Here is a 25,972-nt window from a genome sequence, read left to right as displayed (position 1 = left end):
CCCTCTGGACTGAGACGGAAATCGGCTAGACAGCCCGCACCGCGGACGAAACCGCCGTACGGAGGCGCCCGTGCAGCTCGCGATGGCGCGTTCGGTCCACCCGGACCTCCACCACCCGCAGACCCGGCGCGGGCTTCAGCGCGGCCCGGAACTCGGTGAGCGTCTCGGCGACGACGTGCGGGACGCGGTAGCCGGCGCACAGGGCACCGAGATCGGCGCCGTGCGGCGTCCCGAACACCCGCTCGAAGCTGGCGTTGTGCTCGGGCGCGCCTTGCTCCAGCAGCGAGAAGATGCCGCCGCCGTCGTCGTTGAGGACCACGATCGTCAGGTCGGGGCGCTGTTCGGCGGGCCCGGTCAGCAGGCCGCTCGCGTCGTGCAGGAACGTCAAGTCGCCGAGCAGGGCGTACGAATGTCCCCTGTGGACGGTCGCGGCGCCGATCGCGGTCGAGACCATGCCGTCGATCCCGGCGACGCCGCGGTTGCGGTGCACGAGGACGTCGGGCCGCAGCCGTCCGGCGAGCGCGACGTCGCGGGTCGGGTTGGACGAGCCGACGACCAGCAGTGATCCCTCCGGGACCGCGTCGACCAGCTCGGTGGCCAGGCGCAGCCCGCTCGGCCACGGTTCGTCGGCGAGCACCTCGGCCACCGCCGACGACGCCGCCTTGTCCGCGCGCTGCCAGCTGGCGAGCCACTCCGGATCGGCCGGTTTGGTCGGTTCGTCGAACCACTGGCCGACCTGCCGGACGTTGTGCGCGGGCGCGGGCCAGTCCGAATCGGGCCGGACCAGCAGCACCTCGACGTCCGGATCGGACAGGACCCGCTGGACCTGCCGGAACACCGTCGGACGGCCGATGCAGAGCACCTGCTCGGGCTTGTGCCGCGAGATGAACTCCTCGACGCCGAGCAGCCACGCGCCGGACGAGATCGCCGTCGCTCCGGCCAGCCCGATGCCACCGGTCTCGGAGACGACCGGCCAGCCGTGCAGCTCGGCCCATTCGCTGGCGGCCTGCACGCCGGTGTCGCACGCGATGACCAGACCGTGACGGGCCGAGGGCACCACGAACGAGGGAAGCGCGCCGAAGTCGGGGAGCTCGGTCCAGCGGGCGCCGTCGGGGCGCCCTTCGAGTGACTCGTACCACTCGCCGTCATCGTCGATGTCCGGTACGAGCGGCTCGCGGAACGGGATGTTCAGGTGCACCGGCCCGCAGCGCCACTCGCCGTACGCGGCGTTCCAGGCGCGGCAGATCTGGCCGCGCCAGTACGAGTTCTGCCCGGCACGGCGTTCGGCGACGGCGAGCTCGTCGAAGTAGCGGATGGCGTTGCCGTAGAGCTGGTGCTGGTCGATGACCTGGCTCGCCCCGGCGGCCCGCAGCTCGGGCGGGCGATCGGCGGTCAGCACGATCAACGGGACGCCCGCGCGGTCGGCCTCCAGCACGGCGGGGTGGAAGTTCGCGGCCGCGGTGCCCGAGGTGCACAGCACGGCGACCGGGCGGCCGGTGCGCGCGGCGATGCCGAGGGCGAGGAAGGCGGCGCCGCGTTCGTCGATGCGGACGTGCAGCTGGAGACGTCCGGCGGCCGCCGCGTCGTAGAGCGCGATCGACAGCGGGGCGTTCCGGGAACCCGGGCAGAGGACGACGTGGGAGACGGTGTTGCGGACGAGTTCGTCGACGATGACCCTTGCCTGCGCGGTGGAAGGGTTCACCGGCAGACCTCGGGTTTCACACTACGACTCACGGCCACACGTCCTATTCTCCCAAACGTGGATGACGCCCAGGTTTCCGAGCTGTTCGACCCCGCCTCGTGGACGGAAGTCGAAGGTTTCGACTTCACCGACATCACCTATCACCGCTCCTCTGAGAGCCGCTCAGGCAAACGTGTCGTGCGCATCGCGTTCGACCGTCCCGAGGTCCGCAACGCCTTCCGTCCGCACACCGTCGACGAGCTGTACCGCGCGCTCGACCACGCGCGGATGAGCTCGGACGTCGGCTGCGTCCTGCTCACCGGCAACGGCCCGTCGCCGAAGGACGGCGGCTGGGCGTTTTGTTCCGGTGGTGACCAGCGTATTCGCGGACGCTCCGGGTATCAGTACGCGGATGGGGAGACCTCCGACACGATCGATCCGGCCAGGGCCGGACGGCTGCACATTCTCGAGGTCCAACGGCTGATCCGGTTCATGCCGAAGGTGGTCATCGCGGTGGTCCCGGGGTGGGCCGCGGGCGGCGGGCACTCGCTGCACGTGGTGTGCGACCTCACGCTCGCCTCCGCCGAGCACGCGCGGTTCAAGCAGACCGACGCCGACGTCGGCTCGTTCGACGGCGGCTACGGCTCGGCGTACCTGGCCAAGCAGGTCGGGCAGAAGTTCGCGCGGGAGATCTTCTTCCTCGGGCGCGAGTACACGGCCGAGCAGATGCAGGCGATGGGCGCGGTCAACTCCGCCGTCCCGCACGCGGAGCTCGAGGCCGAGGCGCTGGACTGGGCGTGGGCGATCAACGGCAAGTCGCCGACGGCGCAGCGGATGCTCAAGTACGCGTTCAACCTCACCGACGACGGCCTGGTCGGCCAGCAGCTCTTCGCCGGAGAGACCACTCGGCTCGCGTACATGCAGGACGAGGCGGTCGAAGGCCGGGACGCCTTCCTGGAGAAGCGAGACCCCGACTGGTCGGCCTTCCCGTACTACTACTGACCTGCGTTTAGCGGGCTAAACGCGATCTGTGGGCGCGGGCCTAGGCTGGCGGGATGCGCACAGTAGGGGTGGACGGGAGTCCGGAGTCGATCACCGAGCTGACCTCGGCACTGGCCGAGGCGCTCGGCGGCGGCCCGGCCGTCCTCCCCTACGCGTCGGAGGCCTTGCGGGACGCGATGGAGCCGACACGCCCGGCCGAGCCCGGGACGGCCGTGATCATCGCCACCTCGGGGTCCACCGGCGAGCCCAAGGGTGTCCTGCTCTCGGCTGCCGCGCTGGCCGCGTCGGCGCGGGCGACCCACGCGCGGCTCGGCGGGCCGGGGCACTGGCTGCTCGCGACGCCGGCGCAGTACATCGGCGGGCTGCAGGTGCTGGTCCGCTCGCTCCTGGCCGGGACGACACCCGCCGTGCTGCACGCCCCCGGGTTCCGTCCGGACGACTTCGCCGAAGCCGCCGCACCGCTCCTGGCGCTGGAGGGGCCGCGCTACACCGCGCTCGTGCCGACTCAGCTCGGGCGGCTGCTGGACGACGCGGGGTCGGGACTGGCAGCGGCCCGCGCGTTCGACGCGATCATCGTCGGCGCCGCGGCGACCACCGCGGAACTCCGCGAGCGCGCGGCCGAAGCGGGCGTGAAGATCGTGCCCGCGTACGGCATGAGCGAGACCGCAAGTGGCTGCGTCTACGACGGCGTACCGCTGGATGGAGTACACGTCGAACTCGAAGACGAGCGGGTCTGTATCACGGGTGAGATCCTCGCGCACGGCTACCGACTGCGACCTGACCTGACTTCGGAGGCCTTCGAGGGAGGCCGGTTCCGCACCTCCGATCGCGGCCGTTGGTCACCGGATGGACGGCTGGAGGTCCTCGGCCGGGCCGACGACATGATCAACACCGGCGGGGTGAAGGTGGCCGCCGCGGCCGTCGAACGGATCTTGACCGCACAGCCCGGAATCCGGGACGCGTGCGTGGTCGGAGTGCCTGACCCCGAGTGGGGCGAAGCCGTCGTCGCGCTCGTCGTCGGCGCTGGTTGCGACGTCGATTCCCTGCGTGCCGCGTGCCGCGAAGAGGCCGGTGCGGCGGCCGCTCCGAAGCGGGTCGAATTCACGGAAGAACTACCGTTGCGGGGCCCCGGAAAGGTCGACAGGACGGCCGTCCGGAATCTCCTACGAAGGTCGTGAATTCTCCACCGATTACCGGGACGTAGTTGACAGGATCATTACCCGCGGGTTTACGTCTAACCATGACGCGCTGGACACGCACAGTATTGGCCTGCACCGCCGTCACGATGGGACTGGTCGCTTTGGCCGGGCCCGCGCTGGCGGACGAACCGGAAACCGCCGTTCCGAACAGCGGCACACTCACCTGGACGCTCGAAGACACGATCAAGGATCTGAAGTAGCACGATTCGTCCCCTGCTCGCGGTGGCTCGGCACCGCGAGCAGGTGACGAGCCCCGCATACCGGCGGGTAGTCGCCAGGGCCAGAATGGCGGAATGGCGACTGCTGGTGAATGGATCGAAGGGGCGCGCCCGCGGACGCTGCCCAACGCGGTGGCGCCGGTGGTCGCCGGAGTCGGCGCGGCGGTCGCGCTCGACGGCTTCTCCTGGTCCCGGTCGCTCCTCGCGCTGCTGGTCTCACTGGCCCTGATCATCGGCGTCAACTACGCCAACGACTACTCCGACGGCATCCGCGGCACCGACGAGAACCGCGTCGGCCCGCTGCGGCTGGTCGGCTCCGGGGTCGCGAAGCCGAAAGCCGTCCTGACGGCCGCTCTCGTGTCCCTCGGGCTCGCCGGATTCCTCGGGCTCGTGCTCGTCGCGATCAGCGGACTGTGGTGGTTGCTGGCGATGGGCGCGGTCTGCATCCTCGGCGCCTGGTTCTACACCGGCGGCAAGAAGCCTTACGGCTACTACGGTTTCGGCGAGATCGCGGTCTTCGTCTTCTTCGGGCTGGCCGGCGTGCTGGGCACGGTGTACGTCCAAGCCGGACAGCTCAGCTGGACTGCGTTCGGCTGTGCGGTCGCCGTCGGGTCGTTCTCGACCGGCGTGCTGACGGCCAACAACCTCCGCGACATCCCGACCGACATCGAGTCCGGCAAGCGCACGCTCGCCACCCGGCTCGGTGACAAGGGCACGCGGCGGCTTTACCTGGTGCTGATCGCGGTGCCGTACGTCGTGAGCGTGCTGCTCGCCTTCGTGACACCGTGGGCGCTGCTGGGCTTGCTGACCGCGCCGCTGCTGCTGAAGTCGGTCAAGGCCGTCGGCGGCGGACAGCAGGGACGGGCGCTGATCCCGGCGCTGCGCGACACCGGGTTCGCCATGCTGGGATGGGCGATCCTGACCGCGGTCGCTCTCGCGCTCTGACGTCTCTTTAGTGGGCTGAAGGGGCCCTTCACCGAGTGCGACGCGGCGAAGGGCCCCTTCGCTGCATCTGATGCGGGGAAAGGGCCCTTCAGCCCACGTCGGGCTCGGGTGGGCGAGGAGGCGTGAACGGACCGTTCATGCCTTGGGTTTCCCGCTTCGACCCACTATCCGTGGGTCTCGCCGGAGGCGGCGCCCACTACCGGTGGCCCAGGCGATAGCAAAGGTCCCTCGCTCCTTTGGCGATCCCGCGATCTTGAGGTAAAGCCCGGGTTTTGAGTGGCGATTCGGGTCCGTGAGTGTCGCGAAAGCCACTTTCGGGACATCAGACGTCGCGAAAGTGGCTTTCGCGACACCCCGAACCGGCTGACGTGCCCCGGCCAGCGACCACTCACGAGCCCCTAGACCTCCGGAGCGAGCTTCCCGCTCACCAGGAACTCCTGGTACTTCTCCAGATAAGGCGCGATGTCGATGTTCCTCCGCGCCAGCCACTCGTCGTCGTAGTACGTGTTCGCGTACCGCTCGCCGCCGTCGCACAGCAGCGTGACGATGCTGCCCGCCTGGCCTTCCGAGATCATCCGCGAGATCAGGGTGAACGCGCCGAAGAGGTTCGTCCCGGTCGAGCCGCCCGCCCAGTGCCCGGTCCGCTCGCGCAGCACGCGGATGGCCGCCAGCGAGCCGGCGTCCGGCACCTGGAACATCTCGTCGATCACGCCGGGCACGAACGAAGGCTCGACGCGCGGCCGTCCGATCCCCTCGATCCGCGAAGGCATCCCGGTCGCGTAGTCGAGCGCGCCGGTTTCCCAGGCGCCGAAGAACGACGAGTTCTCCGGGTCGACGACGGCGATCTTCGTGGTGTGCCGCTTGTAGCGCACGTAGCGGCCGAAGGTCGCGCTCGTGCCGCCGGTCCCGGCGCCGACCACGATCCACGTCGGCACGGGGTGCCGCTCGGACTGCATCTGCGCGTACACCGATTCGGCGATGTTGTTGTTGCCGCGCCAGTCCGTCGCGCGCTCGGCGTAGGTGAACTGGTCGAGGTAGTGGCCGTTGCACTCCGAAGCGAGCCGCTCCGCCTCCGGGTACATGTCCGGCGCGCGGTCGACGTAGTGGCACTCGCCGCCGTAGAACTCGATGAGCGCGATCTTCTCCGGCGAGGTGCTGCGCGGCACCACGGTGATGAACCGCAGCCCGAGCATCCGCGCGAAGTAGGCCTCCGAAACTGCGGTCGAGCCGCTGGACGCCTCGACGAGCACGGTGTCCTGCCCGATCTGGCCGTTCACCAGGCCGTACAGGAAGAGCGAACGCGCGAGCCGGTGCTTGAGCGAGCCTGTCGGGTGGACGGACTCGTCCTTCAAGTACAGGTCGATGCCCCAGTCGGCGGGCAGCGGGAAGACGTGCAGGTGCGTGTCGGCGCTGCGGTTCGCGTCGGCCTCGATGATGCGGACGGCTTCGCGGACCCAGCTGCGGCTGTGGAGCCTGCTCACGCTGCCCCGTCCGCCCGGTCGCCGCGGAGCTGGGAGCGCAGTTCGGCACGAGCGCGAGCGCGCTTCTCGTTGCGGCGGGCGAGCCCGGCCGTCACGCGCGCGTTCAGCGGGCGGAACAGCAGCAGGCCCAGCGGCAGGCCCACGACCAGGCCGATCAGCAGCGCGACCAGCAGCGGGACGTTGACCAGCAGCAACCCGCCGCCGATGACCCCGACCAGAAGGAACCTGGCCAGCACGTACAGCGTCAAGTCACGGGGCAGGTGATTATCGCTCACATCAACGGAGGCTACGCGTTGCCGTTCTGCACGTCGTCCAGGCCCGCGTTGTTGGGCCGCCCTTCGAAGCGGGTGGAGAGCACGACGGTGGTGTTCGTCCGGCCGACGCCGGGGATCCGCCGCAGCCGGTTGAGCGACCGCTCCAGATCGTCGACGGTCGCCACGCGCACCTTGACCACGAAAGCCTCGTCACCCGCGACGGCGTAGCAGCTTTCGACCTCGTCCAGTGCCCCCAGTGCGGCCGCGACGTCTTCGTCGGTCGCGGTGTCGGTGGGGTGGATGCCGACCAGCGCCGTCACCCCGAGTCCGACCGTGCTGGGATCGACCATGGCGTGGTAGCCGGTGATCACGCCGGCGGCCTCGAGTTTGCCGACCCGCTCGTGCACTGATGAAGCCGAGAGCCCGACAGACCGGCCGAGGTCGGCGTAGGTAGCCCGGCCGTTCTCCCGCAATGCCGCGATGATCTTCCGATCCACCTGGTCCACCGCTACACCTTAGGTCCCATGGCCCGATTCGCATGACCAGGGCGCGTTTTCGTACATCCGTGACAAGACCGCGGGGTCCGGCCACACATGTCGCGGTTGTCGGTTTTGACCTTTAAGGGCTCTTTACTGTTGGACAACCGTTCGAGTACCTGACGGGTGAGATGCAACGATTGCCGTGTTGGCTACCCGAGCTCGACGGACACAAGGCCTCTCTCGGTTTTGGCAGTGGAGCCGGTTTAGCAGTTGAGCCGTGAAGGAGGCGGAAAATGACCGCGACCATGGGCGGAAGGTTGCTCACCCCCGGTGAAGTGGCGGCCCTGTTCCGGGTTGACCCCAAGACCGTGACCCGATGGGCGACCGCGGGCCGGATCGGCTCGATCCGCACGCCCGGCGGGCACCGTCGGTTCCGTGAGGCCGAAGTGAACGAGCTCCTCGCCGAGCTGACCACCGACGCCAGCGAGCCCACTCGCAAGGTCTGACCTCGCATTACTCCCAAACGGGACTCCGGTGACGAAGGGTTCGTAATGGCCCTTCGTCACATTGGGGTATCCGTGAGTCCCCCCGCGCGCGGCAAAGAGGCTAGCCTCGTGGGACTGAGCAACGTCCTCCACGCGGAAAGGGACCGAGCATGATCTATTTGCTCGCGGCCATCGGAGCGCTCACCGTCGCCGTGGTTTTGTGGCGCGCGTTCGGGATCGAGCGTGTCGGGGTGCCCTCGCCGCGGCCGACGCTGGCCCCGGACGACGACCCCGACTTCCTGCGCAAGCTCGGTGAGCAACAGCGCAAAGGTAAAGACGAGGACAAAGACTAGGGCTGGACCTGCCGGTACTGCTGGCCTCCGAAACCGTCGGCGACGGTGGCGGCCAGCTCCAGCAGCGCGAGCCGAGTGTCGGCGTCGAGCCGGTCCAGTTCGATCTCGGCGCCCTCTTCCAGGTGCGGGTCGAACGGGATGCGGCAGACCGACCGGACTCGCGCGCCGAAGTGCGCGGAGAGCTTGTCGAGGTCGACGGAGCCGCCCTTCGGCCGCACCGAGTTGATCACCGCGACGGACCGTTTGACCAGGTCACCGTAGCCGTGCGCCTCCAGCCAGTCGAGCGTGGCCGAGGCACTGCGCGCGCCGTCCACGGACCCTGACGAGACCACCACCAGCGCGTCCGCGACGTCCAGGACGCCCTTCATCGCCGAGTGCATCAAACCGGTCCCGCAGTCGGTGAGCACGATGTTGTAGAAGTGCTCCAGCAGGTTGACCGTGCGCCGGTAGTCGTCCTCGGAGAATGCCTCCGAAACCGCCGGGTCCTGCTCGCTGGCGAGGATCTCCAGCCTGCTCCCGCCCTGCGAGGTGTACGACCGGACGTCGCTGTACCTGGTGATCTTGTCCGCGTCCCGCAGCAGGTGCCGGACGGTCGCGGTGGTCTCGATCGGGATCTTCTGCGACAGCGTCCCGCGGTCCGGGTTCGCGTCGACGGCGACGACCCGGTCACCGCGCAGCGACGCGAACGTCGAGCCCAGCGTGGTGGTCGTGGTGGTCTTGCCGACGCCGCCCTTGAGGCTCAGCATCGCGATCTTGTAGCACCCGCGCAGCGGCTGGTTGATCTGCGCGATCAGTTCACGCTTGCGGGTGTCGGCCGGGCTTTCACCCGGGTTGAGGAGCTTGCCGGTGCCCACGTAGAGCGCCTTGCGCCAGCCCGACTGCGGCTTGCGCTTCTGCGGCTTGACCAGGCTCGCGGTGGCGAGCTCGTCCGGGAGCGCGTGCCTGCCCTGCGGCTGCGGGAGCCCCGGCACCCCGGGCTGCTGGACGGCCTGCTGTTGCGGAGGCGGCGCGTACTGCTGAGGCTGAGGCGGGTACTGGGCGGCCTGCTGCGGCGCCTGCTGCTGAGGCTGAAGCGGGGGCAGGTTCTGGTCGTAGGCCTGCTGGTACTGCCCCTGCGACGGCTGCGGCAACGGCTGCTGCGGCAACGGCGGCTGCTGCTGGGCGGGCTGCTGCGGGTACTGCGCCTGCTGCGGGTACTGGGGCTGGACGACCTGGGTCGGCTCGGCCTCGAAGGCGCTCGCGGGCGGGTGCGGCGCCGAGTCCGTCCTGTCCTCGGAGAACAACTCCGAGGGCTGGTCGCTCTCGACGGGTTCGGGGTGGCCAGGAGCCGATTCTTCGTTGGGTCCGGTCACCGCTGAATTCCTCCTCCGCGCACGTCTTCCCCCATTACCTCAGTATTGACGGTAGTCGGCTCGCGTGCAGCGGCGACGGTCAGCCCCCGGCGTAGGAGTGCAGGCCCGACGTCACCAGGTTCACGAAGAACATGTTGAAGATCGTCGCGGAGAAGCCGACGATGTTGATGATCGCGGCCCGCTTCCCCCGCCAGCCGGCGGTGGCCCGGGAGTGGAGGTACGCCGCGTAGACGACCCACGCCACGAACGCGACGGTCTCCTTGGGGTCCCAGCCCCAGAACCGGCCCCACGCCGCCTCGGCCCACACCGCGCCGCAGAGCACGCCGAAGGTGAAGATCGGGAAAGCGAAGATGGTGGTCCGGTAGGCGATGCGGTCGAGCACGTCCGCGGCGGGCAGCTTCGGGCCGAACTTGGCGAACTTCGACGGGTTGTCGTCGTGGGCGGCGCGGAAGAGGTAAAGGACGCTCGCGACACCCGGCACCAGGAAGACACCCGAGCCGATGATCGCCGCGGAGACGTGGATGATCAGCCAGTACGACTGCAGCGCGGGCTGCACCGGCGCGGCCGTCGTGTAGAGCATGGTGCCGTTGACGAACATCAGGATGACGACCGGCAGCAGCAGGAAGCCGGTGAGGTGGCGGACCGGGAACTTCCGCATGATGACGATCCAGGTCACCACGGCGATGAAGGTCGTGGCCATGCCGTACTCGTAGAGGTTGCCCCACGGCGCGCGGTTCACGGCGAGCCCGCGCAACACGATCGCGGACAGGTGGAGCAGCGCGGCGAGCACCAGCAGCGCGGCGCCCATGCGGCCGATGCGCTCGGGGCGGCCGATCTCACGCGGGGGCTCGGCGGGCGTCCCGTAAGCCGTCGGCGTCGACGGCGGACCGCCCGCGCCGACCAGTTCGCGGGAGCGCTGCATGCTGCGTTCGGCCGCCAGGCGGCCCTTCGCCCCGAAACCCTGCTCGATGAGGGCGAACATCAGCGCGATGACGTAGATCGCCGCCGCGGTGGTGTAGGAGTAGTCGCTGTACTGGGACAGCGTCTCGTTGATCGGCATGACCTCTAGTTGCCTCTCTGCCCCTGGACCAGCTTGTCGCCGATCCGCTGGAACTCTTCGCCATAGCCCGCTTGATCGGTGCGCGCCAGCCCGGCGACCTCGATCACGGTACCTGTCCCGCCCTCACGCGCCGGGATCACCCGGACCCAGACCCGGCGCCGCTTGACCAGCAACGATCCCGCCAGCCCGATCAGCATCGCGACCGCGCAGACCAGCACCCAGCCCTGGACGGGATCGTGCGAGACCTGGATGGCGACCCATTCCTGGACGCCGTCGAAGCGGACCTTCGTGCCGTCGTCCAACACGGTCTCCTGGCCCTGGTTCAGGTTCTGCCGGGTGAGCTTCTTGAGCCTGCCGTCCTCGACGAGCGACTGGTCGATCTGGAAGATCGACTGCCCACGGCCGGCGTCGAGGCCGAGGTCGCCGCGGTAGATGTCGACGGCCACGGCCGGCTTGCTCGCCTCGGGCCGCGACGACGTCAGCACGTTGCCGTGCAGGAACGCGGTCGGGGCGAGCAGCCCGGTGATCGCGAGCTGCCGGGTGCGGCGTTCGATCGGGTCGGCGATGCCGGGCTGGTCGATCTTCGTCGCGCCTTCGGAGAGCTTCGTCGGCTCGTCGGCGGGACGCCAAGGCGTGATGTTGGTGCGCACGGTGCCGTCGGGGAAGGTCACCGTGAACTTCGGGGAGTACCCGAAGTTCAGCAGGTAGACGCGGTCGCCCGCGGTGCGCAGCGGCGAGTTGACCTCGAGTCCGTACGGCTTCCACGCGCCGGTCTGCAGGTCTTCGCCGGACTGGTACTCCATGTTGGAGTGGTAGTAGTTCGCCTGTCCGGCCTCGGTGTAGCGCGCTTCGAAGTCCTTCAGGCGGATGCAGAAGGGGTTCAGGTCGGTGCCGTCGACGCGGAGGCCCGCGTTGAAGGTGTCGTAACCGAGGATCCCGGAGTTGCACCACTGGCTGTTGTCGGCCTGGACGATGACCTGGCCTTCGTAGCCGAAGAGTTTGCCCAGCGCGAAGAAGATGATCAGGCCGAGCATGCCGAAGTGGAAGACGAGGTTGCCGGTCTCGCGGAGGTACCCGCGTTCGGCGGAGATGCTTCGGGCTCCGTCGGCCTCTTCGTGCTCGACGCGGCGCCAGCCCTTGAGCAGCGCGTGCGTGTCCTTCATGACCGCTTCGGGAGTCCGGTCGGTCGTGGTGGACAGGTGGTGCGGCATCCGCGCGAGCTTGCGCGGCGTGAGCACCGGCTTGGCGCGCATCGCCTTCGCGTAGTCGAGGCTGCGCGGCGCGAGGCAGCCGATGAGCGAGACCATCAGCAGGATGTAGATCGCCGAGAACCACACGCTGCCGTAGACCTCGAAGAACTGCGTGCGGTCGAGCAGTTCGCCCCACCAGCCGTGCGCGGCGATGTACTCGTCGGTCTTGGCGACGTTGAGGTTCCGCTGCGGCAGCAGGGCGCCGGGCATCGCGGCGAGCGCGAGCAGGAACAGCAGCACCAGGGCGGTGCGCATCGACGTCAGCCCGCGCCAAGTGTTGCGCAGGAAGGCGAGGACCCGCTTCAGCGGCGTCTGGCGGTATTCGGTGGTCACAAGGGCAGCCTGAGGTCGGTCACGAGGGTGTCTCTGATCCAGCCGGTCATGTCGCCCCACAGTCCGGTCACCAGCAGGATGCCGACGATCATCAGCAGGGCGCCGCCGAAGACCTGCACCTGACGGCCGTGGCGGCGCAGCCAGTCCGTGGCGCGGACGGCCCAGCGGGCGCCGAACGCGATGAGCAGGAACGGCAGCCCGAGGCCGAGACAGTAGACCAGGATCAGCACGTAACCGCGCGCCGCCGCCCCGCCGGTGGCGCTGGCCATGGAGATGACCGCGGACAGCGTCGGCCCGATGCACGGCGTCCAGCCGAGCCCGAACACCGCGCCGAGCACCGGCGCGCCCCAGAGGCCGCCGCGCGGCACGTGGTGCGACCGGAACTCGCGCTGCAGGCCGGGGATCCAGCCGAGGAAGACGAGCGCCATGGCGATGGTCAGCACGCCGCCGAGGCGCTGGAGGAGGTCCATGTTCACCGCGACGGCGTCGGCGATCCAGACCAGCGTCCCCAGCGTCACGACGAAGACGACGGTGAACCCGAGCACGAACAGCGCCGCCGCACCGACGACGGCGTAGCGGCCCTTCTTGCGCTCCTCGTCGGAGCTGACCGCGGGGGCGTCCGCGCCGACCAGCGCCGCCAGGTACGCGAGATACCCGGGCACCAGCGGCACGACGCACGGGGACGCGAAGGAGATCGTCCCGGCCAGCAGCGCGACACCCGCAGCGAGCAGCAGCGGCCCGGTGAGGGCCAGCTCGGTTACACCCGTCGCCAACGTGGCCACGCATCTTGCGGAGTTACTGCGTTCACTCGGCTGAGCGTAGGCAGTGTGGTCGGAGTCAAAACGCCGGGGCTGGCCCAACGGGACCTACGTCGCACCCGGTCAGGACGTTGGTCCCGTCCCACTTCCCGCGTTTCGTCCTCTGGTTGCGGTAGTTGCACGCGCAAGGACCGCAACCAGAGGACGAAACGCGGGGCGTGGGGTGGGGGCTGAAGGGGCCTTTCGCCGCATGCGACGCGGGCAAGGGCCCCTGCCCCGCATCAGATGCGGGGAAAGGCCCCTTCAGCCCTGTCGTGACCGAGGTTCCCGCGTTTCGTCCTCTGGTTGCGGTAGTTCGCTGACGAACTACCGCAACCAGAGGACTACTTGAGGGTGTCGGGCGGCGTCAGCGGGATGGTGGGGAAGGCGGGCGCGGCGTCCACCGGCTTGGGACGACGGTCCCGGAACACCCAGCCGCCGATCAGGCCACCGAGGAAGCCGAAGAGGTGCGCCTGCCAGCTGACGCCCGCGTCCTGCGGGAACAGGTTCGTGAACTGGTACGCGAAGCACAACGCCATGACCAGGCCGATCACGATGTCGATCTTGTGCCGGTCGAAGATCCCGCGCACGAGCACGTACCCGAAGTACCCCATCACCAGCCCGCTCGCGCCGACGCCGATCGTGCCGGAGTCGTGCAGGGCCCACGCGCCGAGGCCGCTCGTCACCGCGATCAGGACCGTGACGCTGAGGAACTTCTTCACCCCGCGATACGCCGCGAGGAACCCGAAGATGAACAGGGGCCCGGAGTTGAACTCGATGTGCCCCCAGCTGGCGTGCATCAGCGGCGCGGTGAGCACGGTGGGCAGCGAGCTGATCTCCCGCGCCCGTGTCCCGTATTCGAGGGCGAGCGCGTAGCCGTCGATGGCGTTGTAGATCTGGATCAGCCAGAGGACCACGAGCACGCCGACCATGACGAAGAGAGCCTTCTTGGCCTCCGCGATCATGGCTTCGGCGTCACGCTGACCTGCTCTGGGCACGTCTCCAGCAGTCGTCATGTTCCTTCTCCCCAGTTCAGAGCCGCCCTGCGCGGCAGACGAGGAGGATAACCAGCCTCCGCGTTTAGTCCTCTAGTTGCGGTAGTTGCGCGCAAGGACCGCAACTAGAGGACGAAACGCGCGGGTCAGGCGGCGGGCTGAAGGGGCCCTTCGCCGCATGTAACGCCCCGAAGGGGCCTTTCCCCGCATCAGATGCAGGGAAAGGCCCCTTCAGCTCCGAGCTCAGACCGACGCCGCCCTCCGCGTTTCGTCCTCTGGTTGCGGTCGTTGCGTGTGCAAGGACCGCAACCAGAGAACGAAACGCGTGGGGGTCAGGCGGGTTCGGCCACCAGGCGTTCGACGACGGGCAGCAGGTCCGAAGCCAGCAGGCTGCGCAGGAACACCGCCGCGACGCGGTGCTGTTTGTCCAGCACGATCGTCGACGGGATGATGTTGCGCGGGTAGCCCGAGAGCTGCAGCAGCGTCCGCCCGGACGGGTCGTAGATCGACGGGTACGTCAGCTTCCGGTCCCGCATGAAGTCCTGCGGCGGCTGCCGGTCGTTGTCGCGCAGGTCGATGCCGACCACCTCGACGCCGGACGCCTTGGTCTGGTCGTAGAGCTTCTGCATCTCGGGCGCCTCGACGCGGCACGGCGGGCACCACTGGCCCCACAGGTTCAGCACGACGACCTTGCCGGGGAAGTCGGCGATCGAGAGCTGTTTGCCCTCGTTCATGAGGTCGTCGCCGGACAGCGTCGGTGACTTCTGGCGGTCCGCGACGTCGTAGGTGATGTCGACCTTCCCGCCCGGCGACACGAAGTTGAAGCTGCCGCCGGTGACGACGGCGTCCTTGCCGGTCGTGCAGCCCGTGACGACGAGCAGCAGCACCGCCATGGCCGCCAGCATCCGCTTCATGCCCCGGTCACCTTCGGATCGGTGGTGCCGGCGGGCTCGCTGTAGACGATCCGCACGAGTTCCTCGCCCTCGAAGACCAGGCTGGTCAGCGACGCGAGCGAGCACTGCCGGACGCGCGGGTCGTGCCAGAGCCGCTTCGCCTCCAGGAACCGCCGCACGGTCCAGATCGGCAGCTGGTGTGAGACACACAGCGCCTCGTGCCCCTCGGCCGCCTGCCGCGCACGGTAGATCGCGCCGAGCATGCGGTGCGCGATCTCGACGTACGGCTCGCCCCACGACGGCCGGAACGGGTTGACCAGCTTCGGCCAGTGCTTCGGCTGCCGAAGGGCACCATCGCCGACGGCGACCCGCTCGCCCTCGAACTGGTTGTCCGCCTCGATGAGCCTCTCGTCGGTGTCGACGTCGAGCCGGTGCGCGGCCGCGATCGGCGCCGCGGTCTCCTGCGCGCGCTGAAGCGGCGAAGCGACGACATGCGTGATGTCGTGCGTCGCGACGGCTTCGGCGACGGTCAGCGCTTGGCGCTGGCCGCGGTCGGAGAGCTTGAAGCCGGGCAGCCGGCCGTACAGGATCTTGTCCGGGTTGTGCACTTCACCGTGGCGGAGCAGGTGCACGATCGTCGTCTCGCTCACGCCTGGACCGCCTCGGCCGCAGCGCGGGCGGCCACGCGTAGCGCGGACTCGATGATCTCGAACTCGGCGTCACCCATGGCCGCGTTGACGAACCACGCCTCGTACGCGCTCGGCGGCGCGTAAACGCCGTTGTCCAGCAACGCGTGGAAGAACGCCGGGAACCGCCAGGTCTCCGAAGCCTGCGCGCCCGGGTAGTTCGTCACCGGGGTCTCGCTGAAGAACACGCTGACCAGGTTGCCCGCGTACTGCACGGTGTGCGTGACCCCGGCCTCGGTCAGCGACCGGTCGAACAGGTCGCCGAGCCGCTTCGCGTTGGCGTCGAGGGCGGCGTACACGGCGTCGTCGGCCGCGCGCAGGGTCGCGAGCCCGGCGGCGACTGCGACGGGGTTCCCCGACAGCGTCCCCGCCTGGTACACCGGCCCGCCCGGGGCCAGCTTCGCCATGACGTCGGCGCGGCCACCGAAGGCGGCGGCGGGCAGCCCGCCGGACATCACCTTGCCGAAGGTGTACAGGTCACCGGCGACGCCTTCGAGGCCGAACCAGCCCGCCTTCGAGACGCGGAACCCGGTCATCACCTCGTCCATGATCAGCAGCGCGCCGTGCTCGTGCGCGATCTCCTTGAGCCCGGCGTTGAAGCCCTCGACCGGGGCGACGGCGCCCATGTTGCCCGCGGCCGCTTCGGTGATGATCGCGGCGATCGACTCCGGGTTGTCCACAAAGGACTTCCGGACCGCGTCGAGGTCGTTGTAGGGCAGGACGATCGTGTCGGCCGCCTGCGCGCCGGTGACACCGGGCGACGTCGGGAGGCCGAGTGTCGCGACTCCGGAGCCCGCTTCGGCGAGCAGCGCGTCGACGTGACCGTGGTAGCAACCGGCGAACTTGATGATCTTCGCCCGGCCCGTGAACCCCCTGGCCAGCCGGATCGCGCTCATCGTCGCCTCGGTGCCGGAGTTGACCAGGCGGACCTGCTCCACCGGCTCGACGCGCCCGATGATCTCCTCGGCCAGCTCGACCTCACCGAGGGTCGGCGTGCCGAACGACAGGCCGTTGACGGCGGCTTCGCGCGCGGCGGAGACGACGTCCGGATGCGCGTGCCCGAGGATCATCGGCCCCCATGAGGAGACCAGATCGACGTAGCGGTTGTCGTCGGCGTCCCAGAGATACGGACCCTCGCCGCGCACCATGAACCGCGGGGTGCCGCCGACGGAGTTGAAGGCCCGCACCGGGGAGTTCACCCCGCCCGGGACCACGGCCTTCGCTCGTTCGAACCATGCCTTGGACTGATCGACTCCGGTAGTCACGCCCCCAGTCTCGCAAATCCCGGATGACACCCGCCGCCGAGTCCTCGCGGTTCCGGGCGCGGCGTGACCGGTCCCACTAGGGTGGGAAGCACTCCTGTCGAAACACTCGCGGAGGAACCCACGTGTCCACGGTGCCTTCACCGCCGACCCACCATCGTCGCCTGCGCTGGCAGGCCCTGGCCGGATTCATCGCCCTGTCGGTGATCGTCGGGGTGGTGGCCGCACTGGCCGTGGCCACCCGCTCCGAGGCGCAGAACGCGCTGGCGCGTCCGTCGTGGGCGCCGCCAGGGTGGCTCTACGGCCCGATGTGGTCGGTTCTGCTCCTCGTGGTCGCCGTCGCGGGCTGGTTCTACTGGCGGACGGACGGTGAAACGCGCGGCTTCGCCTTCTACGGCCTCTGCCTGCTGCTGACCTTGCTGTGGACGCCGTTGTTCTTCGCCGGCAGCGCGCACGCCCTGGCGCTGGCCGACGTCGTCCTGCTGGACTTCGTGGTGCCCATCACGATGATGGAATTCGGGCGCCGGTCGAAGCTCGCGGCCTGGCTGCTCGTGCCGTACCTGCTGTGGCTGCTGTTCTCGACCGCGGTCAACGCCGCCGTCGTCTGGCTCAACTAGTCCTTGGGCTTGCGCTGTTTGGTGCGGACGGCGAGGAGGAACTGGCGGATCGCGTCCACCACCAGGATCGCGGCCAGGACCCCCAGCCCGATGGCACCGGCCAGCGGGCCGCCGAAGTAGCGCTGCGATTCGAGGGTCGTCGTCTCGCCGTAGGTGATCACGACCGGGACGACCCCGGCTTTCCAGCACGCGAAAACACCCCACACCGCGAGCGCGGCGAGGATCAGCTCGACGGCACCCACCACGGCGCGCAGGGGTTTGTGCAGGCGGGCCGCGGGCCGGGCGTCCTCCGGTGGCCACAGGTCGGCCCCGGTCGGCTGGGGAAGGTCGATCACAGTGAGCAGCTTCTCATGACTCTGTGGTGCGAGCACGCACCAAATCCTCGAGAGCCTCACGGAGGGCGTCCGGATCCTTGGCCCAGGCGCGGACGAAGACCCCGTCATCGAGCTTCAGGCCGACCTCGCCGTGCTTCTTGGGGATCGTCCAGCCGCCGCCGAGGACCCGCGCCCCGACCGGGGCTTCTTCGTCGCCGAGGACCTCGGTGATCCGGGCGGCCTCCAGGGTTTCGCGGCCCTGCCGGTAGCCGTCGGCGGTGACTTCGAGCGAGAGGAACCGGCGGCGGGCGTACACCCACGGCAGGGTGATCAGCACCAGTCCCGCCGCGACCAGGATCCAGGCCAGCCAGTGGACCGGTCCACCGGTCGCCAGTTCGGCGAGCAGCCCGGCGAGGGCGAACAGCGGTGCCCACAGCAACGCCGTCCAGCCGACGCCGGGTTCACCGTAGAGAGCCGGCTCGGGCGTCATGGCAGCTCGCGCCCGACCTTCGGGAAGTAGTCGGCGACGCTGGGCAGGTACATCAGGATCAGCGCGATCGCCGCGATCAGCGTGGCGATGACCACGAAGAGCGCGCCACCGAGGAGGAAGACCCCGACGAGCGCCAGGAAGATCGCGAGACCGGTCAGCACCGCCCTGGCCGAACGCGTGCCCTCGCGGGCCTTGTAAGCGAAAAGGCCGAACAGCAGGGCGAAGGTGATCGCTCCGACGAAGAGGTTCCTGATCAGGACATCGACGCCCTCGACGATCCGTGCCGGGTCGACCTTCAGCGCGGGGTCGGGCTGCACGGCGTTCTGCCTGGAGTACTCGTCGATCACCTGTTGCCTGCCGATCTGCAGCCAGGCGGGTCCGGCGATCAGGGTGAGACCGGTCGCGATCCACAGCCAGAACGAGAGGGCGACGGGCTTCGGCACGACCCGCTTCGGCGGCTCCTGACCCGGAAGGATCGGGTCGGGTGCCCTCCCCCGCTTGCGGCGCTCGTCGTCCGTTTCGCCCGCTTCGCTGTCGCTCACGCGAGGCAGCCTAGTCCAGCCAAGCAGCGGCTTCGGCCGCCCAGTAGGTGAGGATCATGTCCGCACCCGCGCGGCGGATCGACGTCAGCACCTCGAGGATCGTGCGCTCGCGTTCGAGCCAGCCGTTCGCGGCGGCGGCTTCGACCATCGCGTACTCACCCGAGATGTTGTACGCCGCCACGGGAACCGGCGACGCTTCGGCGGCGGCCCTGATGACGTCCAAATAGGACAGCGCGGGCTTGACCATGACCATGTCCGCGCCCTCGGCGATGTCCAGCTCGATCTCGCGCAGCGCTTCACGCACGTTGCCCGGATCCTGCTGGTACGTCTTCCTGTCGCCCTTCAGCTGCGAGTCGACGGCCTCGCGGAAGGGGCCGTAGAACGCACTGGCGAACTTCGCCGAGTAGGCGAGGATTCCGGTGTCGGTGCGCCCGGCGCGGTCGAGCGCGGCGCGGATGACACCGACCTGGCCGTCCATCATCCCGCTGGGCCCGAGCAGATGCGCGCCCGATTCCGCCTGCGCGAGACCCATCTCCGCGTACAGGCGCAAGGTCGCGTCGTTGTCGACACCGCCATCGGCGTCGAGGACGCCGCAGTGACCGTGGTCGGTGAACTCGTCGAGACAGGTGTCGGCCATCAGGACCGTCGAGTCGCCGAGCTCGGACTTCAGATCGCGCAGGGCGACGTTGAGGATGCCGTTCGGATCGACCGCGCCGGAACCCTCCGCGTCACGCGTCTTCGGGATGCCGAACAACATCAGCCCGCCGACGCCGGCGTTGACCGCCTCGACGGCGGCCTTGCGCAGCGTGTCACGGGTGTGCTGGACGACCCCGGGCATGCTGGAGATCGGGCGGGGCGCGTCGATGCCCTCGGCCACGAACATCGGGAGGATCAGCTGGCGCGGGCGCAGCGTCGTCTCACCGACCAGCCTGCGCATGGCCGGAGTGGTACGGAGCCTGCGGGGACGATGTTCGGGAAACACCCCTACGACGGTACTCCGGCCCGCTTGAGAACCGGTCCGCAGGCGCGGTGAAAGGCGCATTGGTCCAGTCGGGCGGCGTTCCCTAAGAGACGGTAAAGAGTCACCTTCGTCCGGTTCGTACCCACTGTGACGCGGGTTACATTCCACCGCATGTCGAGTTCAACGGTGACCGACCAACTGGAAGAACCGCCCGTCGGCTGGCGCGCACGGCTGCGCCAGGTCGGGCCAGGAATCATGGCCGCCGCGACCGGGGTCGGCGCGGGCGACCTCGTCGCGACGATGGTGGCCGGATCGCGCTTCGGGTACACGCTGCTGTGGGCGGTGCTCGTCGGGACGATCTTCAAACTCGCGCTGGCCGAAGCCGTCGGCCGCTGGCATCTGACGTCGGGCCGGACGATCCTGTCCGGCTGGCGGACGCTGGGGATCTGGGCGCTGATCTACTTCGGGATCTACGCGGTGATCTGGGGGTTCGTCTACGGCGCGACCGCGATGTCGGCGTCCGGGCTGCCGCTCAACGCGCTCTTCCCCGCGCTTCCGGTGCGGTACTGGGCGATGATCTGCGGCCTGCTCGGCTTCGCGCTGGTGTGGTTCGGCCGGTACGCGATCATCGAGAAGCTGATGACGGTGCTCACCGGCGTGATGTTCGTGACCGTGGTCGGCACGGCGATCCTCGTCATGCCGAACTTCACCGCGCTGTTCGAAGGCGCCGTCCCGACCCTGCCCGACGGCTCGCTCGTCTACGTCCTCGGCCTGGTCGGCGGTGTCGGCGGCACGATCACCCTGGCGGCCTACGGCTACTGGACGCTCGCGAAGGGCTGGAGCTCGGCGAAGTGGCTGCCGATGATGCGCACCGACAACGCCGTCGGCTACCTCATGACCGGGATCTTCGTGATCGCGATGCTGATCGTCGGCGCGGAACTGCTGCTGGGCCAGAAGATCATCTCGGGCGACAAGGGCCTCCTGTTCCTCGGTGACACGCTCGCCGCGGACTACGGGCAATGGGCGCGGATCCCGTTCCTCATCGGCTTTTTCGCGGTTTCGTTCACGTCGGTGATCGGCGTCTGGCACGGCGTGAGCCTGCTCTTCGCGGACTGGTGGCGCATCCTGCGGCTGCCCGCGGACACGACGGAAAGCGTTGAGGCGTACGAGAAAAAGGCCGGGGAGCGCAGTTTCGCCTATCGGGGTTACGTGCTGTGGCTGACTTTTCCGCCGATGGCGTTGCTGTTCCTCGACCAGCCCTTCCAGCTCACGGTGATCTACGGCGTACTGGGCTCGTTGTTCATGCCGTTCCTGGCGGCGACGTTGCTGGTGATGCTGAATACGTCGCGGGTGCCGAGGTCGGGGCGGTCCGGCTGGGTTTCGAACGGGCTGCTGGGCATCTGCCTGGCGATGTTCGCGTACCTGGCCTACACGGAGGTCGTGAAGTTCTTCAGCTGAGGCGGTCTTGAGTGGCGATTCGGGTCGACGGGACCGCTCCGGTTTCGGACTCCATCGCCGGAGGTGCGAAAGCCACTTTCGCAACGTTGATGGTTGTGAAAGTGGCTTTCGCGACATGCCGCCGCGGTCCTGAGGCCTCGCGACGTTGAGCCGTTCGCCGGGTGGTCGAGCCGGTCCGTGAAGGCCTCCTTCCCTACTCTGAAGGTAGGGAAGGAGGCCTTCACGGACCGGACCTCCGATCAGCCGAAGCCAGAATCCAGTAGGGCCACTCACGAGGCCTTACAGCCGGATGATGGACTTGCTGTTGCAGTTGGTCGGGGTGGAGCAGGCCTTCACCGTCAGCTGCTTCCAGCCGCTCGGCAACCTGACCAAGCCATGGAACACCCCATCGTTGACGTGGACGATGCTGGTCTGACTCGGCGGGGACACGATGAACTGTGCGATGAGGGCCGCAGTCGGCGAGTTGTCGGTCAACGTGGTGAACAGCTCTCCCGGACCGATGGTGGCCTGGACGCTTTGCACCGCGCATCCGAGCGGGCTGCACACCTCCAGCGACGTGGTCGGCGCGGCGGAGGCGGTGCCCGCCAATCCGGCGAAACCGAGCGCCAGCACACCGGCGACCGTCGTGGCCCGAACAAGAAACTTCATGATCACTCCCCAGTGATTGTCGAGCCACCGAGGCTAAGTACCACCGCTACCCGCGCGATAAATATTCACTAAGGACCGAAAAAGCCCCCTTCCCACGCGAAACGTGAGAAGGGGGCTTCAGCGGTGATCGTCAGGAGACCAGTGTGCGGATCGCAAGTAGTCGACTACGTGCGAAGGGGTGTGTGGAAATAGGGACGTTGAGTGTCCCTATTTCCACACAGCCCGCCACGATCGGACCAGTGACGGCGGGACTGTGTGGATTTTGGGGCGTTAGATGACCCAAAATCCACACAGTCCGCGAATCGCCACTCACGACCCCTTCGCAAGTAGTCGACTACTTGCGAAGGGCCCAAGTACGAACCGTCAGGAGCGGCGGGCCCGCTTCGCCTTGCGCGGCGGCGGGAGCGCACCTTCGGCGCGAAGCCGCGCGGCGTGCTCGGCGAGCGCGTCGACCAGGTGCGGGACGTCGGCCTTCTCGGGCTGGACGTCGACCCGCAGCCCGAATTCCACGGCGGTTTCCGCGGTCTTCGGGCCGATGCACGCGACCAGCGTGCGGGTGTGCGGCTTGCCGGCGATGCCGACGAGGTTCCGCACGGTCGAGGACGAGGTGAAGCAGACCGCGTCGAAACCGCCGGTCTTGATCATCTCGCGGGTCTCGGCTGGCGGCGGCGCGGCACGCACCGTGCGGTACGCGGTCACGTCGTCGATCTCCCAGCCGCGTTCACGCAGGCCGGCCGAAAGGGTCTCGGTGGCGATGTCCGCCCGCGGCAGCAGCACGCGGTCGACCGGGTCGAGGACGTCGTCGTACGGCGGGAACTCGGCGAGGAGGCCTTCCGAGGACTGCTCACCTTCCGGGATCAGCTCGGGGATGATGCCGAACGAGCGCACCTTCGCGGCGGTCGATTCGCCGACGCAAGCGATCTTCACGCCGGAGAACGCGCGGGCGTCGAGGCCGAACTCCTCGAACTTCTCCCACACCGCGCGGACGGCGTTGGTCGAGGTGAAGACGATCCACTGGTAGCGGCCGTCGACGAGACCCTTGACCGAACGCTCCATCTGCGCGGGGCTGCGCGGCGGCTCGACCGAGATGGTCGGGACCTCGTGCGAGGTGGCGCCGTGGCCGCGAAGCCGCTCCGCCATCTCACCGGCCTGCTCCTTGGTGCGCGGCACCAGGACCTTCCAGCCGTACAGCGCGCGCGACTCCCACCACGACAGCTTCGAGCGCTGGCCGACGGCCTGGCCGATGGTCACGATCAGCGGGCCGACGAGCTCGCCTGCCTCGTTCGCGACGGTGGCCAGCGTGGTGTCCAGGGTGCGCTGGGTGTTGATGGTGCCGTTGGACGTCACCGCGACCGGGGTACTCGACGGCAGCCCGTGCTCGGTCAGCGCGGACGCGGCCTCGGCCAAGTGCGCCGAAGTCGCGTGCAGCACGATCGGGCCCGGGGTGGCGGCCAGCGCGGCCCAATCGACGTCACCGCGGACGTCGACCTCGGTGTGCGTGCCGCCGAGCGCGACACCGGCGTACGCCGGGACGGCGGCGCCCGGCGAGACGCCCGGGATGATGTCGAAGACGGCGCTGGTCCGGGAAACGGCCTGCACCTCGGCGACGACGGCGGGCTGGGTCAGCGGGTCACCGGCGATCAGCCGGAGTACCAGCCGTCCCGCCTTGGCCTCGTTCACCAGGTCCTTGGCGACCTCGGTGGCCTCGCCGACGGCGGGGCGCACTTCGGCGCCCTCGGCGGTGAGGGCCAGGACGCCCGAAGGGACGTCCGGGTCGGTCACCACGACCTCGGCCTTGGCGAGCAGCTCCTGAGCGCGGACGGTCAGCAGACCGGCGTCACCGGGGCCCGAGCCCACGAAGGCGACACGCCCGGTGGTCTTACGCGCGGGGGTCATCTGTGCGTTCTCCTCTTGAGCGGCCGCAGTCGATCGCGGCCCTACCTTCAACGTTCTGACTCACTGGGCGGGGCCGGACAGTGCGCCGGCCCCCAGGTCGAGCAGCTCGGCGGCCAGTGTCCGGCCGAGTTGTTCGGCTTCGTGCTTGTCGGCGAGCGCGGAAGCGCGCACCATGTCGACCGCTTCCCCGTCAGCTTCGACGGCGGCGGTGCCCCGCAACGAGATCCGCTCGACGACCCGGCCATCGGCGTCCAGGTCTTCGACGATCTCCGCCAGCGCTCCGACCGGTGCGCTGCACCCGGCTTCCAGCGCCGCGAGCAACGCCCGCTCGGCGGTCGCCACGGCACGGGTGCCTTCATCGTCCACTGTGGACCCGAGCAGGTGCTCGATGTCCACGTCTCCGGCCCGGCACTCCACCGCCAGCGCGCCCTGTGCGGGCGCGGGCAGCATCTGGATCGGGTCGAGGGTCTCGGTGATCTCCTCCGCCCGGCCGATCCTGGCCAGTCCGGCACGCGCCAGGACGACGGCGTCGAGCTCTCCGTCGGTCACCTTGCGCATGCGGGTGTCGATATTGCCTCGGATCGGCACGATTTCCAAACCGAGACCGAGCGCGCGCAGTTGCGCGGTGCGCCGCGGCGAGCCGGTGCCGACGGTCGAACCGGGCGGCAGCTCGCCGAGAGTGAGCCCGTCACGGGCGATCAGCGCGTCACGCGGGTCCTCGCGGAGCGGCACGGCGGCGAGCACGATGCCCGGCTCCGGTTTCGTCGGCAGATCCTTGTACGAGTGCACGACGACGTCGACTTCCTCGCGCAGCAAGGCTTCGCGCAGCGCGGAAGTGAACACGCCGACCCCGATCGTCGGGATCGGGGCGGACGATTTGTCGCCGGGGGTCGTCACGGTGACGAGCTCGACCTCGGCCCCGGTGGCGCGCAGGGCGTCGGCGATGGTGCCGGTCTGCGCGAGGGCGAGTTTGCTGCCGCGCGTCCCGATCCGGATGACTCTGCTCACTGATGATCACTGTCTTTCGGCGTTGACGTAGGACTCGCCACGGCGGCGGGCGCCTGCGGGTCGAGGCAGAACAGCTCGCGCAGCGCGTTGGCGTAATCGGTGTCGGCCGTCTCGGCGGCCAGCTGCTTGACCCGCACCGTCGGCGCGTGCAGCAGCTTGTCGACCACTCGGCGGACCGTGCGGCCGACCTCCTCGCGGACCCCGGCTTCGAGGTCCGGCAGGCGGTTGTCCAGCCGCAGCAGTTCGGCGTCGACCACCTCGGCCGCCCGGCGCCGCAACGCCGTCACCGTCGGGGTGACCTCGGCGCTGCGCTGGCCGGCGAGGTACTCGCGCACCTCGTCGAGCACGATGCCGGTGGCCTTCGCGGTCTGGCGTTCCGTGGTCGGGGTGCCCGCTTCGCGCATGCGGCGCTGGATGGTCTCGAGGTCGACAACGGTGACGTCGGCCAGCTCGGCGACCTCGTGCTCGACGTCACGCGGGAGTCCGAGGTCGCAGACGACCAGCGGGCGACCGGCGCGGGCCGGGACGTGCGCGGTGGTGAACACCGCGGCGTTCGCGCCGGTGCAGCAGACGACGACGTCCGCTTCGGCGACCGCGTCCGCGATCCCGCTCATCTGGACGGCTTTCGCGGGCACTCCCTGCTCGACGCTCGCGGCGGCGAGGCGGGCGGCCCTGGCTTCGGTGCGGTTGGCGATGGTGATCTCGCCGATCCCGGACTTGCGCAGCTGGGACGCGGTCAGCGCGCCCATCGACCCGGCGCCGACGATCAGCGCGCGCTTGCCCGCGATGTCCCCGGCAGCGGCCAGCGCCTCGGAGACGACCGACGCGCCGAGCTTGTCCAACCCGGTTTCGCTGTGGACACGCTTGCCGACGCGCAGCGTGGTCTGGATCAGCTCGTGCAGCGTGCGGCCGACGGTGCCCGCGTCGCGCGCGGTGGCGTACGACGACCGGATCTGGCCGAGGATCTGCGTCTCGCCGACGACCATCGAGTCCAGCCCGGAGGTGACCGAGAACAGGTGCTCGATCGCGGCGCCCGCGTAGTGCACGTACAGCGAGTCGTAAAGGTCCGCGGGCTCCATCCCGGCCTGCCGGGCGAGCACGTCGGAGACGTCGTTCAGGCCGCCGTGGAACGTCTCGACGACCGCGTAGACCTCGATGCGGTTGCAGGTGGAGACGAGGATCGCCTCGCTGACGTGCTCGGCCTGCTGCAGTTCGTGGAGCACCTTGGTCACGTCGGTCGCGGGGACCGCGACGCGCTCCAGGGTGTTCAGCTCGGCACTGCGGTGCGAAAGCCCGACCGCCAACACGCTCAT

At 69.2% G+C, this 25,972-nt stretch carries 28 protein-coding genes; 8 read left to right on the top strand and 20 right to left on the bottom strand.

What is annotated here, in order from left to right; translation table 11 throughout:
• Nucleotides 1-25: 25 nt before the first annotated feature.
• Nucleotides 26-1,702 (bottom strand): 2-succinyl-5-enolpyruvyl-6-hydroxy-3-cyclohexene-1-carboxylic-acid synthase, encoded by a 1,677-nt coding sequence (gene menD / locus BKN51_RS37215; RefSeq protein ID WP_168214481.1) that lies wholly within the window; start codon nt 1,700-1,702, stop codon nt 26-28.
• 57 nt (nt 1,703-1,759) lie between these two features.
• On the opposite strand from menD, the gene BKN51_RS37210 reads away from it, so the two are divergent.
• From BKN51_RS37210 to BKN51_RS37200, 4 genes are all read left to right on the top strand, one after another.
• Nucleotides 1,760-2,683 (top strand): 1,4-dihydroxy-2-naphthoyl-CoA synthase, encoded by a 924-nt coding sequence (locus tag BKN51_RS37210; RefSeq protein ID WP_101612035.1) that lies wholly within the window; start codon nt 1,760-1,762, stop codon nt 2,681-2,683.
• 53 nt (nt 2,684-2,736) lie between these two features.
• A complete protein-coding gene (menE, locus tag BKN51_RS37205; protein ID WP_168214480.1) occupies nt 2,737-3,861 on the top strand; it encodes an o-succinylbenzoate--CoA ligase in 1,125 nt (374 codons plus the stop codon).
• Between the two features lie 62 nt (nt 3,862-3,923).
• Nucleotides 3,924-4,082: a hypothetical protein gene (locus BKN51_RS43690; RefSeq protein WP_168214479.1), complete on the top strand. Its 159-nt coding sequence runs from the start codon at nt 3,924-3,926 to the stop codon at nt 4,080-4,082.
• Between the two features lie 93 nt (nt 4,083-4,175).
• Nucleotides 4,176-5,045, top strand: a complete 870-nt coding sequence (locus BKN51_RS37200; RefSeq protein WP_101612034.1) for a 1,4-dihydroxy-2-naphthoate polyprenyltransferase — start codon at nt 4,176-4,178, stop codon at nt 5,043-5,045.
• A gap of 398 nt (nt 5,046-5,443) precedes the next feature.
• Here BKN51_RS37200 and BKN51_RS37195 read toward each other — a convergent pair whose 3' ends face one another.
• Genes BKN51_RS37195 through BKN51_RS37185 form a run of 3 tightly spaced genes read right to left on the bottom strand, consistent with a single transcriptional unit; the run spans nt 5,444 to nt 7,286 of the window.
• A complete protein-coding gene (locus BKN51_RS37195) occupies nt 5,444-6,526 on the bottom strand; it encodes a PLP-dependent cysteine synthase family protein (RefSeq protein ID WP_101612033.1) in 1,083 nt (360 codons plus the stop codon).
• The gene (locus BKN51_RS37190) at nt 6,523-6,801 is read right to left on the bottom strand and encodes a DUF4229 domain-containing protein (RefSeq protein ID WP_101612032.1); all 279 of its coding nucleotides are present in this window, start codon (nt 6,799-6,801) and stop codon (nt 6,523-6,525) included. The genes BKN51_RS37195 and BKN51_RS37190 overlap by 4 nt, the downstream gene beginning before the upstream one ends.
• Nucleotides 6,802-6,812: 11 nt before the next feature.
• Entirely contained in the window at nt 6,813-7,286 is a 474-nt protein-coding gene (locus BKN51_RS37185) for an Lrp/AsnC family transcriptional regulator (RefSeq protein ID WP_168214478.1), read from the bottom strand.
• Nucleotides 7,287-7,552: 266 nt separating this feature from the next.
• Between BKN51_RS37185 and BKN51_RS37180 the strand changes: the two genes are divergently transcribed.
• Together BKN51_RS37180 and BKN51_RS37175 are read left to right on the top strand one after the other, a co-directional pair.
• Nucleotides 7,553-7,765, top strand: coding sequence for a BldC family transcriptional regulator (locus BKN51_RS37180; protein ID WP_016330944.1), 213 nt, complete (start codon nt 7,553-7,555; stop codon nt 7,763-7,765).
• Nucleotides 7,766-7,914: 149 nt separating this feature from the next.
• A complete protein-coding gene (locus BKN51_RS37175; protein WP_101612031.1) occupies nt 7,915-8,097 on the top strand; it encodes a hypothetical protein in 183 nt (60 codons plus the stop codon).
• Here the strand turns inward: BKN51_RS37175 and BKN51_RS37170 are convergent.
• From BKN51_RS37170 to hemL, 8 genes are all read right to left on the bottom strand, one after another.
• Complete coding sequence (locus tag BKN51_RS37170) at nt 8,094-9,449, bottom strand: MinD/ParA family ATP-binding protein (protein WP_101612030.1); 1,356 nt, start codon at nt 9,447-9,449, stop codon at nt 8,094-8,096. The two genes, BKN51_RS37175 and BKN51_RS37170, sit on opposite strands and share 4 nt — an antisense overlap.
• Before the next feature lie 79 nt (nt 9,450-9,528).
• Nucleotides 9,529-10,509 (bottom strand): c-type cytochrome biogenesis protein CcsB, encoded by a 981-nt coding sequence (ccsB, locus tag BKN51_RS37165; RefSeq protein ID WP_101612029.1) that lies wholly within the window; start codon nt 10,507-10,509, stop codon nt 9,529-9,531.
• 5 nt (nt 10,510-10,514) lie between these two features.
• The gene (gene resB, locus BKN51_RS37160; RefSeq protein ID WP_233223112.1) at nt 10,515-12,014 is read right to left on the bottom strand and encodes a cytochrome c biogenesis protein ResB; all 1,500 of its coding nucleotides are present in this window, start codon (nt 12,012-12,014) and stop codon (nt 10,515-10,517) included.
• A 74-nt stretch (nt 12,015-12,088) separates the two neighbouring features.
• Nucleotides 12,089-12,874 carry a cytochrome c biogenesis CcdA family protein gene (locus tag BKN51_RS37155; protein ID WP_174720502.1) on the bottom strand — a complete coding sequence of 262 codons (786 nt, stop codon included), beginning with the start codon at nt 12,872-12,874 and terminating at the stop codon, nt 12,089-12,091.
• Nucleotides 12,875-13,233: 359 nt separating this feature from the next.
• Nucleotides 13,234-13,905 (bottom strand): rhomboid family intramembrane serine protease, encoded by a 672-nt coding sequence (locus BKN51_RS37150; protein ID WP_101612027.1) that lies wholly within the window; start codon nt 13,903-13,905, stop codon nt 13,234-13,236.
• Nucleotides 13,906-14,216: 311 nt separating this feature from the next.
• Nucleotides 14,217-14,798 (bottom strand): TlpA family protein disulfide reductase, encoded by a 582-nt coding sequence (locus BKN51_RS37145; RefSeq protein ID WP_101612026.1) that lies wholly within the window; start codon nt 14,796-14,798, stop codon nt 14,217-14,219.
• A complete protein-coding gene (locus BKN51_RS37140) occupies nt 14,795-15,427 on the bottom strand; it encodes a histidine phosphatase family protein (RefSeq protein WP_101612025.1) in 633 nt (210 codons plus the stop codon). Before BKN51_RS37140 ends, BKN51_RS37145 begins: the two co-directional genes overlap by 4 nt.
• Nucleotides 15,424-16,728 carry a glutamate-1-semialdehyde 2,1-aminomutase gene (gene hemL / locus BKN51_RS37135; RefSeq protein ID WP_101612024.1) on the bottom strand — a complete coding sequence of 435 codons (1,305 nt, stop codon included), beginning with the start codon at nt 16,726-16,728 and terminating at the stop codon, nt 15,424-15,426. Before hemL ends, BKN51_RS37140 begins: the two co-directional genes overlap by 4 nt.
• Nucleotides 16,729-16,850: 122 nt before the next feature.
• Between hemL and BKN51_RS37130 the strand changes: the two genes are divergently transcribed.
• The gene (locus BKN51_RS37130) at nt 16,851-17,342 is read left to right on the top strand and encodes a TspO/MBR family protein (RefSeq protein WP_101612023.1); all 492 of its coding nucleotides are present in this window, start codon (nt 16,851-16,853) and stop codon (nt 17,340-17,342) included.
• On the opposite strand, the gene BKN51_RS37125 is transcribed toward BKN51_RS37130, so the two are convergent.
• From BKN51_RS37125 to hemB, 4 genes are read right to left on the bottom strand one after another with little or no spacing between them, the layout of a single operon-like run.
• Nucleotides 17,339-17,713, bottom strand: coding sequence for a hypothetical protein (locus BKN51_RS37125; RefSeq protein WP_101612022.1), 375 nt, complete (start codon nt 17,711-17,713; stop codon nt 17,339-17,341). The two genes, BKN51_RS37130 and BKN51_RS37125, sit on opposite strands and share 4 nt — an antisense overlap.
• Nucleotides 17,691-18,146, bottom strand: coding sequence for a hypothetical protein (locus BKN51_RS37120; protein WP_101612021.1), 456 nt, complete (start codon nt 18,144-18,146; stop codon nt 17,691-17,693). The genes BKN51_RS37125 and BKN51_RS37120 overlap by 23 nt, the downstream gene beginning before the upstream one ends.
• Complete coding sequence (locus BKN51_RS37115; RefSeq protein ID WP_101612020.1) at nt 18,143-18,688, bottom strand: hypothetical protein; 546 nt, start codon at nt 18,686-18,688, stop codon at nt 18,143-18,145. The genes BKN51_RS37120 and BKN51_RS37115 overlap by 4 nt, the downstream gene beginning before the upstream one ends.
• Nucleotides 18,689-18,698: 10 nt before the next feature.
• Nucleotides 18,699-19,670, bottom strand: a complete 972-nt coding sequence (hemB, locus tag BKN51_RS37110; protein ID WP_101612019.1) for a porphobilinogen synthase — start codon at nt 19,668-19,670, stop codon at nt 18,699-18,701.
• A gap of 150 nt (nt 19,671-19,820) precedes the next feature.
• Between hemB and BKN51_RS37105 the strand changes: the two genes are divergently transcribed.
• A complete protein-coding gene (locus BKN51_RS37105; protein WP_168214477.1) occupies nt 19,821-21,107 on the top strand; it encodes an Nramp family divalent metal transporter in 1,287 nt (428 codons plus the stop codon).
• A gap of 279 nt (nt 21,108-21,386) precedes the next feature.
• On the opposite strand, the gene BKN51_RS37100 is transcribed toward BKN51_RS37105, so the two are convergent.
• From BKN51_RS37100 to BKN51_RS37085, 4 genes are all read right to left on the bottom strand, one after another.
• On the bottom strand, nt 21,387-21,755 hold the full coding sequence (locus BKN51_RS37100; protein ID WP_101613684.1) for a hypothetical protein: 369 nt from the start codon (nt 21,753-21,755) through the stop codon (nt 21,387-21,389).
• A 363-nt stretch (nt 21,756-22,118) separates the two neighbouring features.
• Nucleotides 22,119-23,651 carry a uroporphyrinogen-III synthase gene (locus BKN51_RS37095; protein ID WP_101612017.1) on the bottom strand — a complete coding sequence of 511 codons (1,533 nt, stop codon included), beginning with the start codon at nt 23,649-23,651 and terminating at the stop codon, nt 22,119-22,121.
• Nucleotides 23,652-23,711: 60 nt separating this feature from the next.
• Nucleotides 23,712-24,659: a hydroxymethylbilane synthase gene (hemC, locus tag BKN51_RS37090; protein ID WP_168214476.1), complete on the bottom strand. Its 948-nt coding sequence runs from the start codon at nt 24,657-24,659 to the stop codon at nt 23,712-23,714.
• On the bottom strand, nt 24,656-25,972 hold the full coding sequence (locus tag BKN51_RS37085) for a glutamyl-tRNA reductase (protein WP_101612016.1): 1,317 nt from the start codon (nt 25,970-25,972) through the stop codon (nt 24,656-24,658). The genes hemC and BKN51_RS37085 overlap by 4 nt, the downstream gene beginning before the upstream one ends.

This window comes from Amycolatopsis sp. BJA-103 (genome assembly GCF_002849735.1).
GTDB lineage: Bacteria > Actinomycetota > Actinomycetes > Mycobacteriales > Pseudonocardiaceae > Amycolatopsis.
This window is presented reverse-complemented; position numbering and strand designations above follow the sequence as displayed.

Excerpts from the sequence above, each read along its gene's own strand:
- BKN51_RS37175 (WP_101612031.1), top strand. The coding sequence starts at position 7,915 with ATGATCTATTTGCTCGCGGCCATCGGAGCGCTCACCGTCGCCGTGGTT.
- BKN51_RS37200 (WP_101612034.1), top strand. The coding sequence starts at position 4,176 with ATGGCGACTGCTGGTGAATGGATCGAAGGGGCGCGCCCGCGGACGCTG.
- BKN51_RS37180 (WP_016330944.1), top strand. The coding sequence starts at position 7,553 with ATGACCGCGACCATGGGCGGAAGGTTGCTCACCCCCGGTGAAGTGGCG.
- BKN51_RS37120 (WP_101612021.1), bottom strand. The coding sequence starts at position 18,146 with ATGACGCCCGAGCCGGCTCTCTACGGTGAACCCGGCGTCGGCTGGACG.
- menE (WP_168214480.1), top strand. The coding sequence starts at position 2,737 with ATGCGCACAGTAGGGGTGGACGGGAGTCCGGAGTCGATCACCGAGCTG.
- BKN51_RS37085 (WP_101612016.1), bottom strand. The coding sequence starts at position 25,972 with ATGAGCGTGTTGGCGGTCGGGCTTTCGCACCGCAGTGCCGAGCTGAAC.
- BKN51_RS37095 (WP_101612017.1), bottom strand. The coding sequence starts at position 23,651 with ATGACCCCCGCGCGTAAGACCACCGGGCGTGTCGCCTTCGTGGGCTCG.
- ccsB (WP_101612029.1), bottom strand. The coding sequence starts at position 10,509 with ATGCCGATCAACGAGACGCTGTCCCAGTACAGCGACTACTCCTACACC.
- BKN51_RS37145 (WP_101612026.1), bottom strand. The coding sequence starts at position 14,798 with ATGAAGCGGATGCTGGCGGCCATGGCGGTGCTGCTGCTCGTCGTCACG.
- resB (WP_233223112.1), bottom strand. The coding sequence starts at position 12,014 with ATGCGCACCGCCCTGGTGCTGCTGTTCCTGCTCGCGCTCGCCGCGATG.
- BKN51_RS37105 (WP_168214477.1), top strand. The coding sequence starts at position 19,821 with ATGTCGAGTTCAACGGTGACCGACCAACTGGAAGAACCGCCCGTCGGC.
- BKN51_RS43690 (WP_168214479.1), top strand. The coding sequence starts at position 3,924 with ATGACGCGCTGGACACGCACAGTATTGGCCTGCACCGCCGTCACGATG.
- BKN51_RS37100 (WP_101613684.1), bottom strand. The coding sequence starts at position 21,755 with ATGAAGTTTCTTGTTCGGGCCACGACGGTCGCCGGTGTGCTGGCGCTC.
- BKN51_RS37150 (WP_101612027.1), bottom strand. The coding sequence starts at position 13,905 with ATGACGACTGCTGGAGACGTGCCCAGAGCAGGTCAGCGTGACGCCGAA.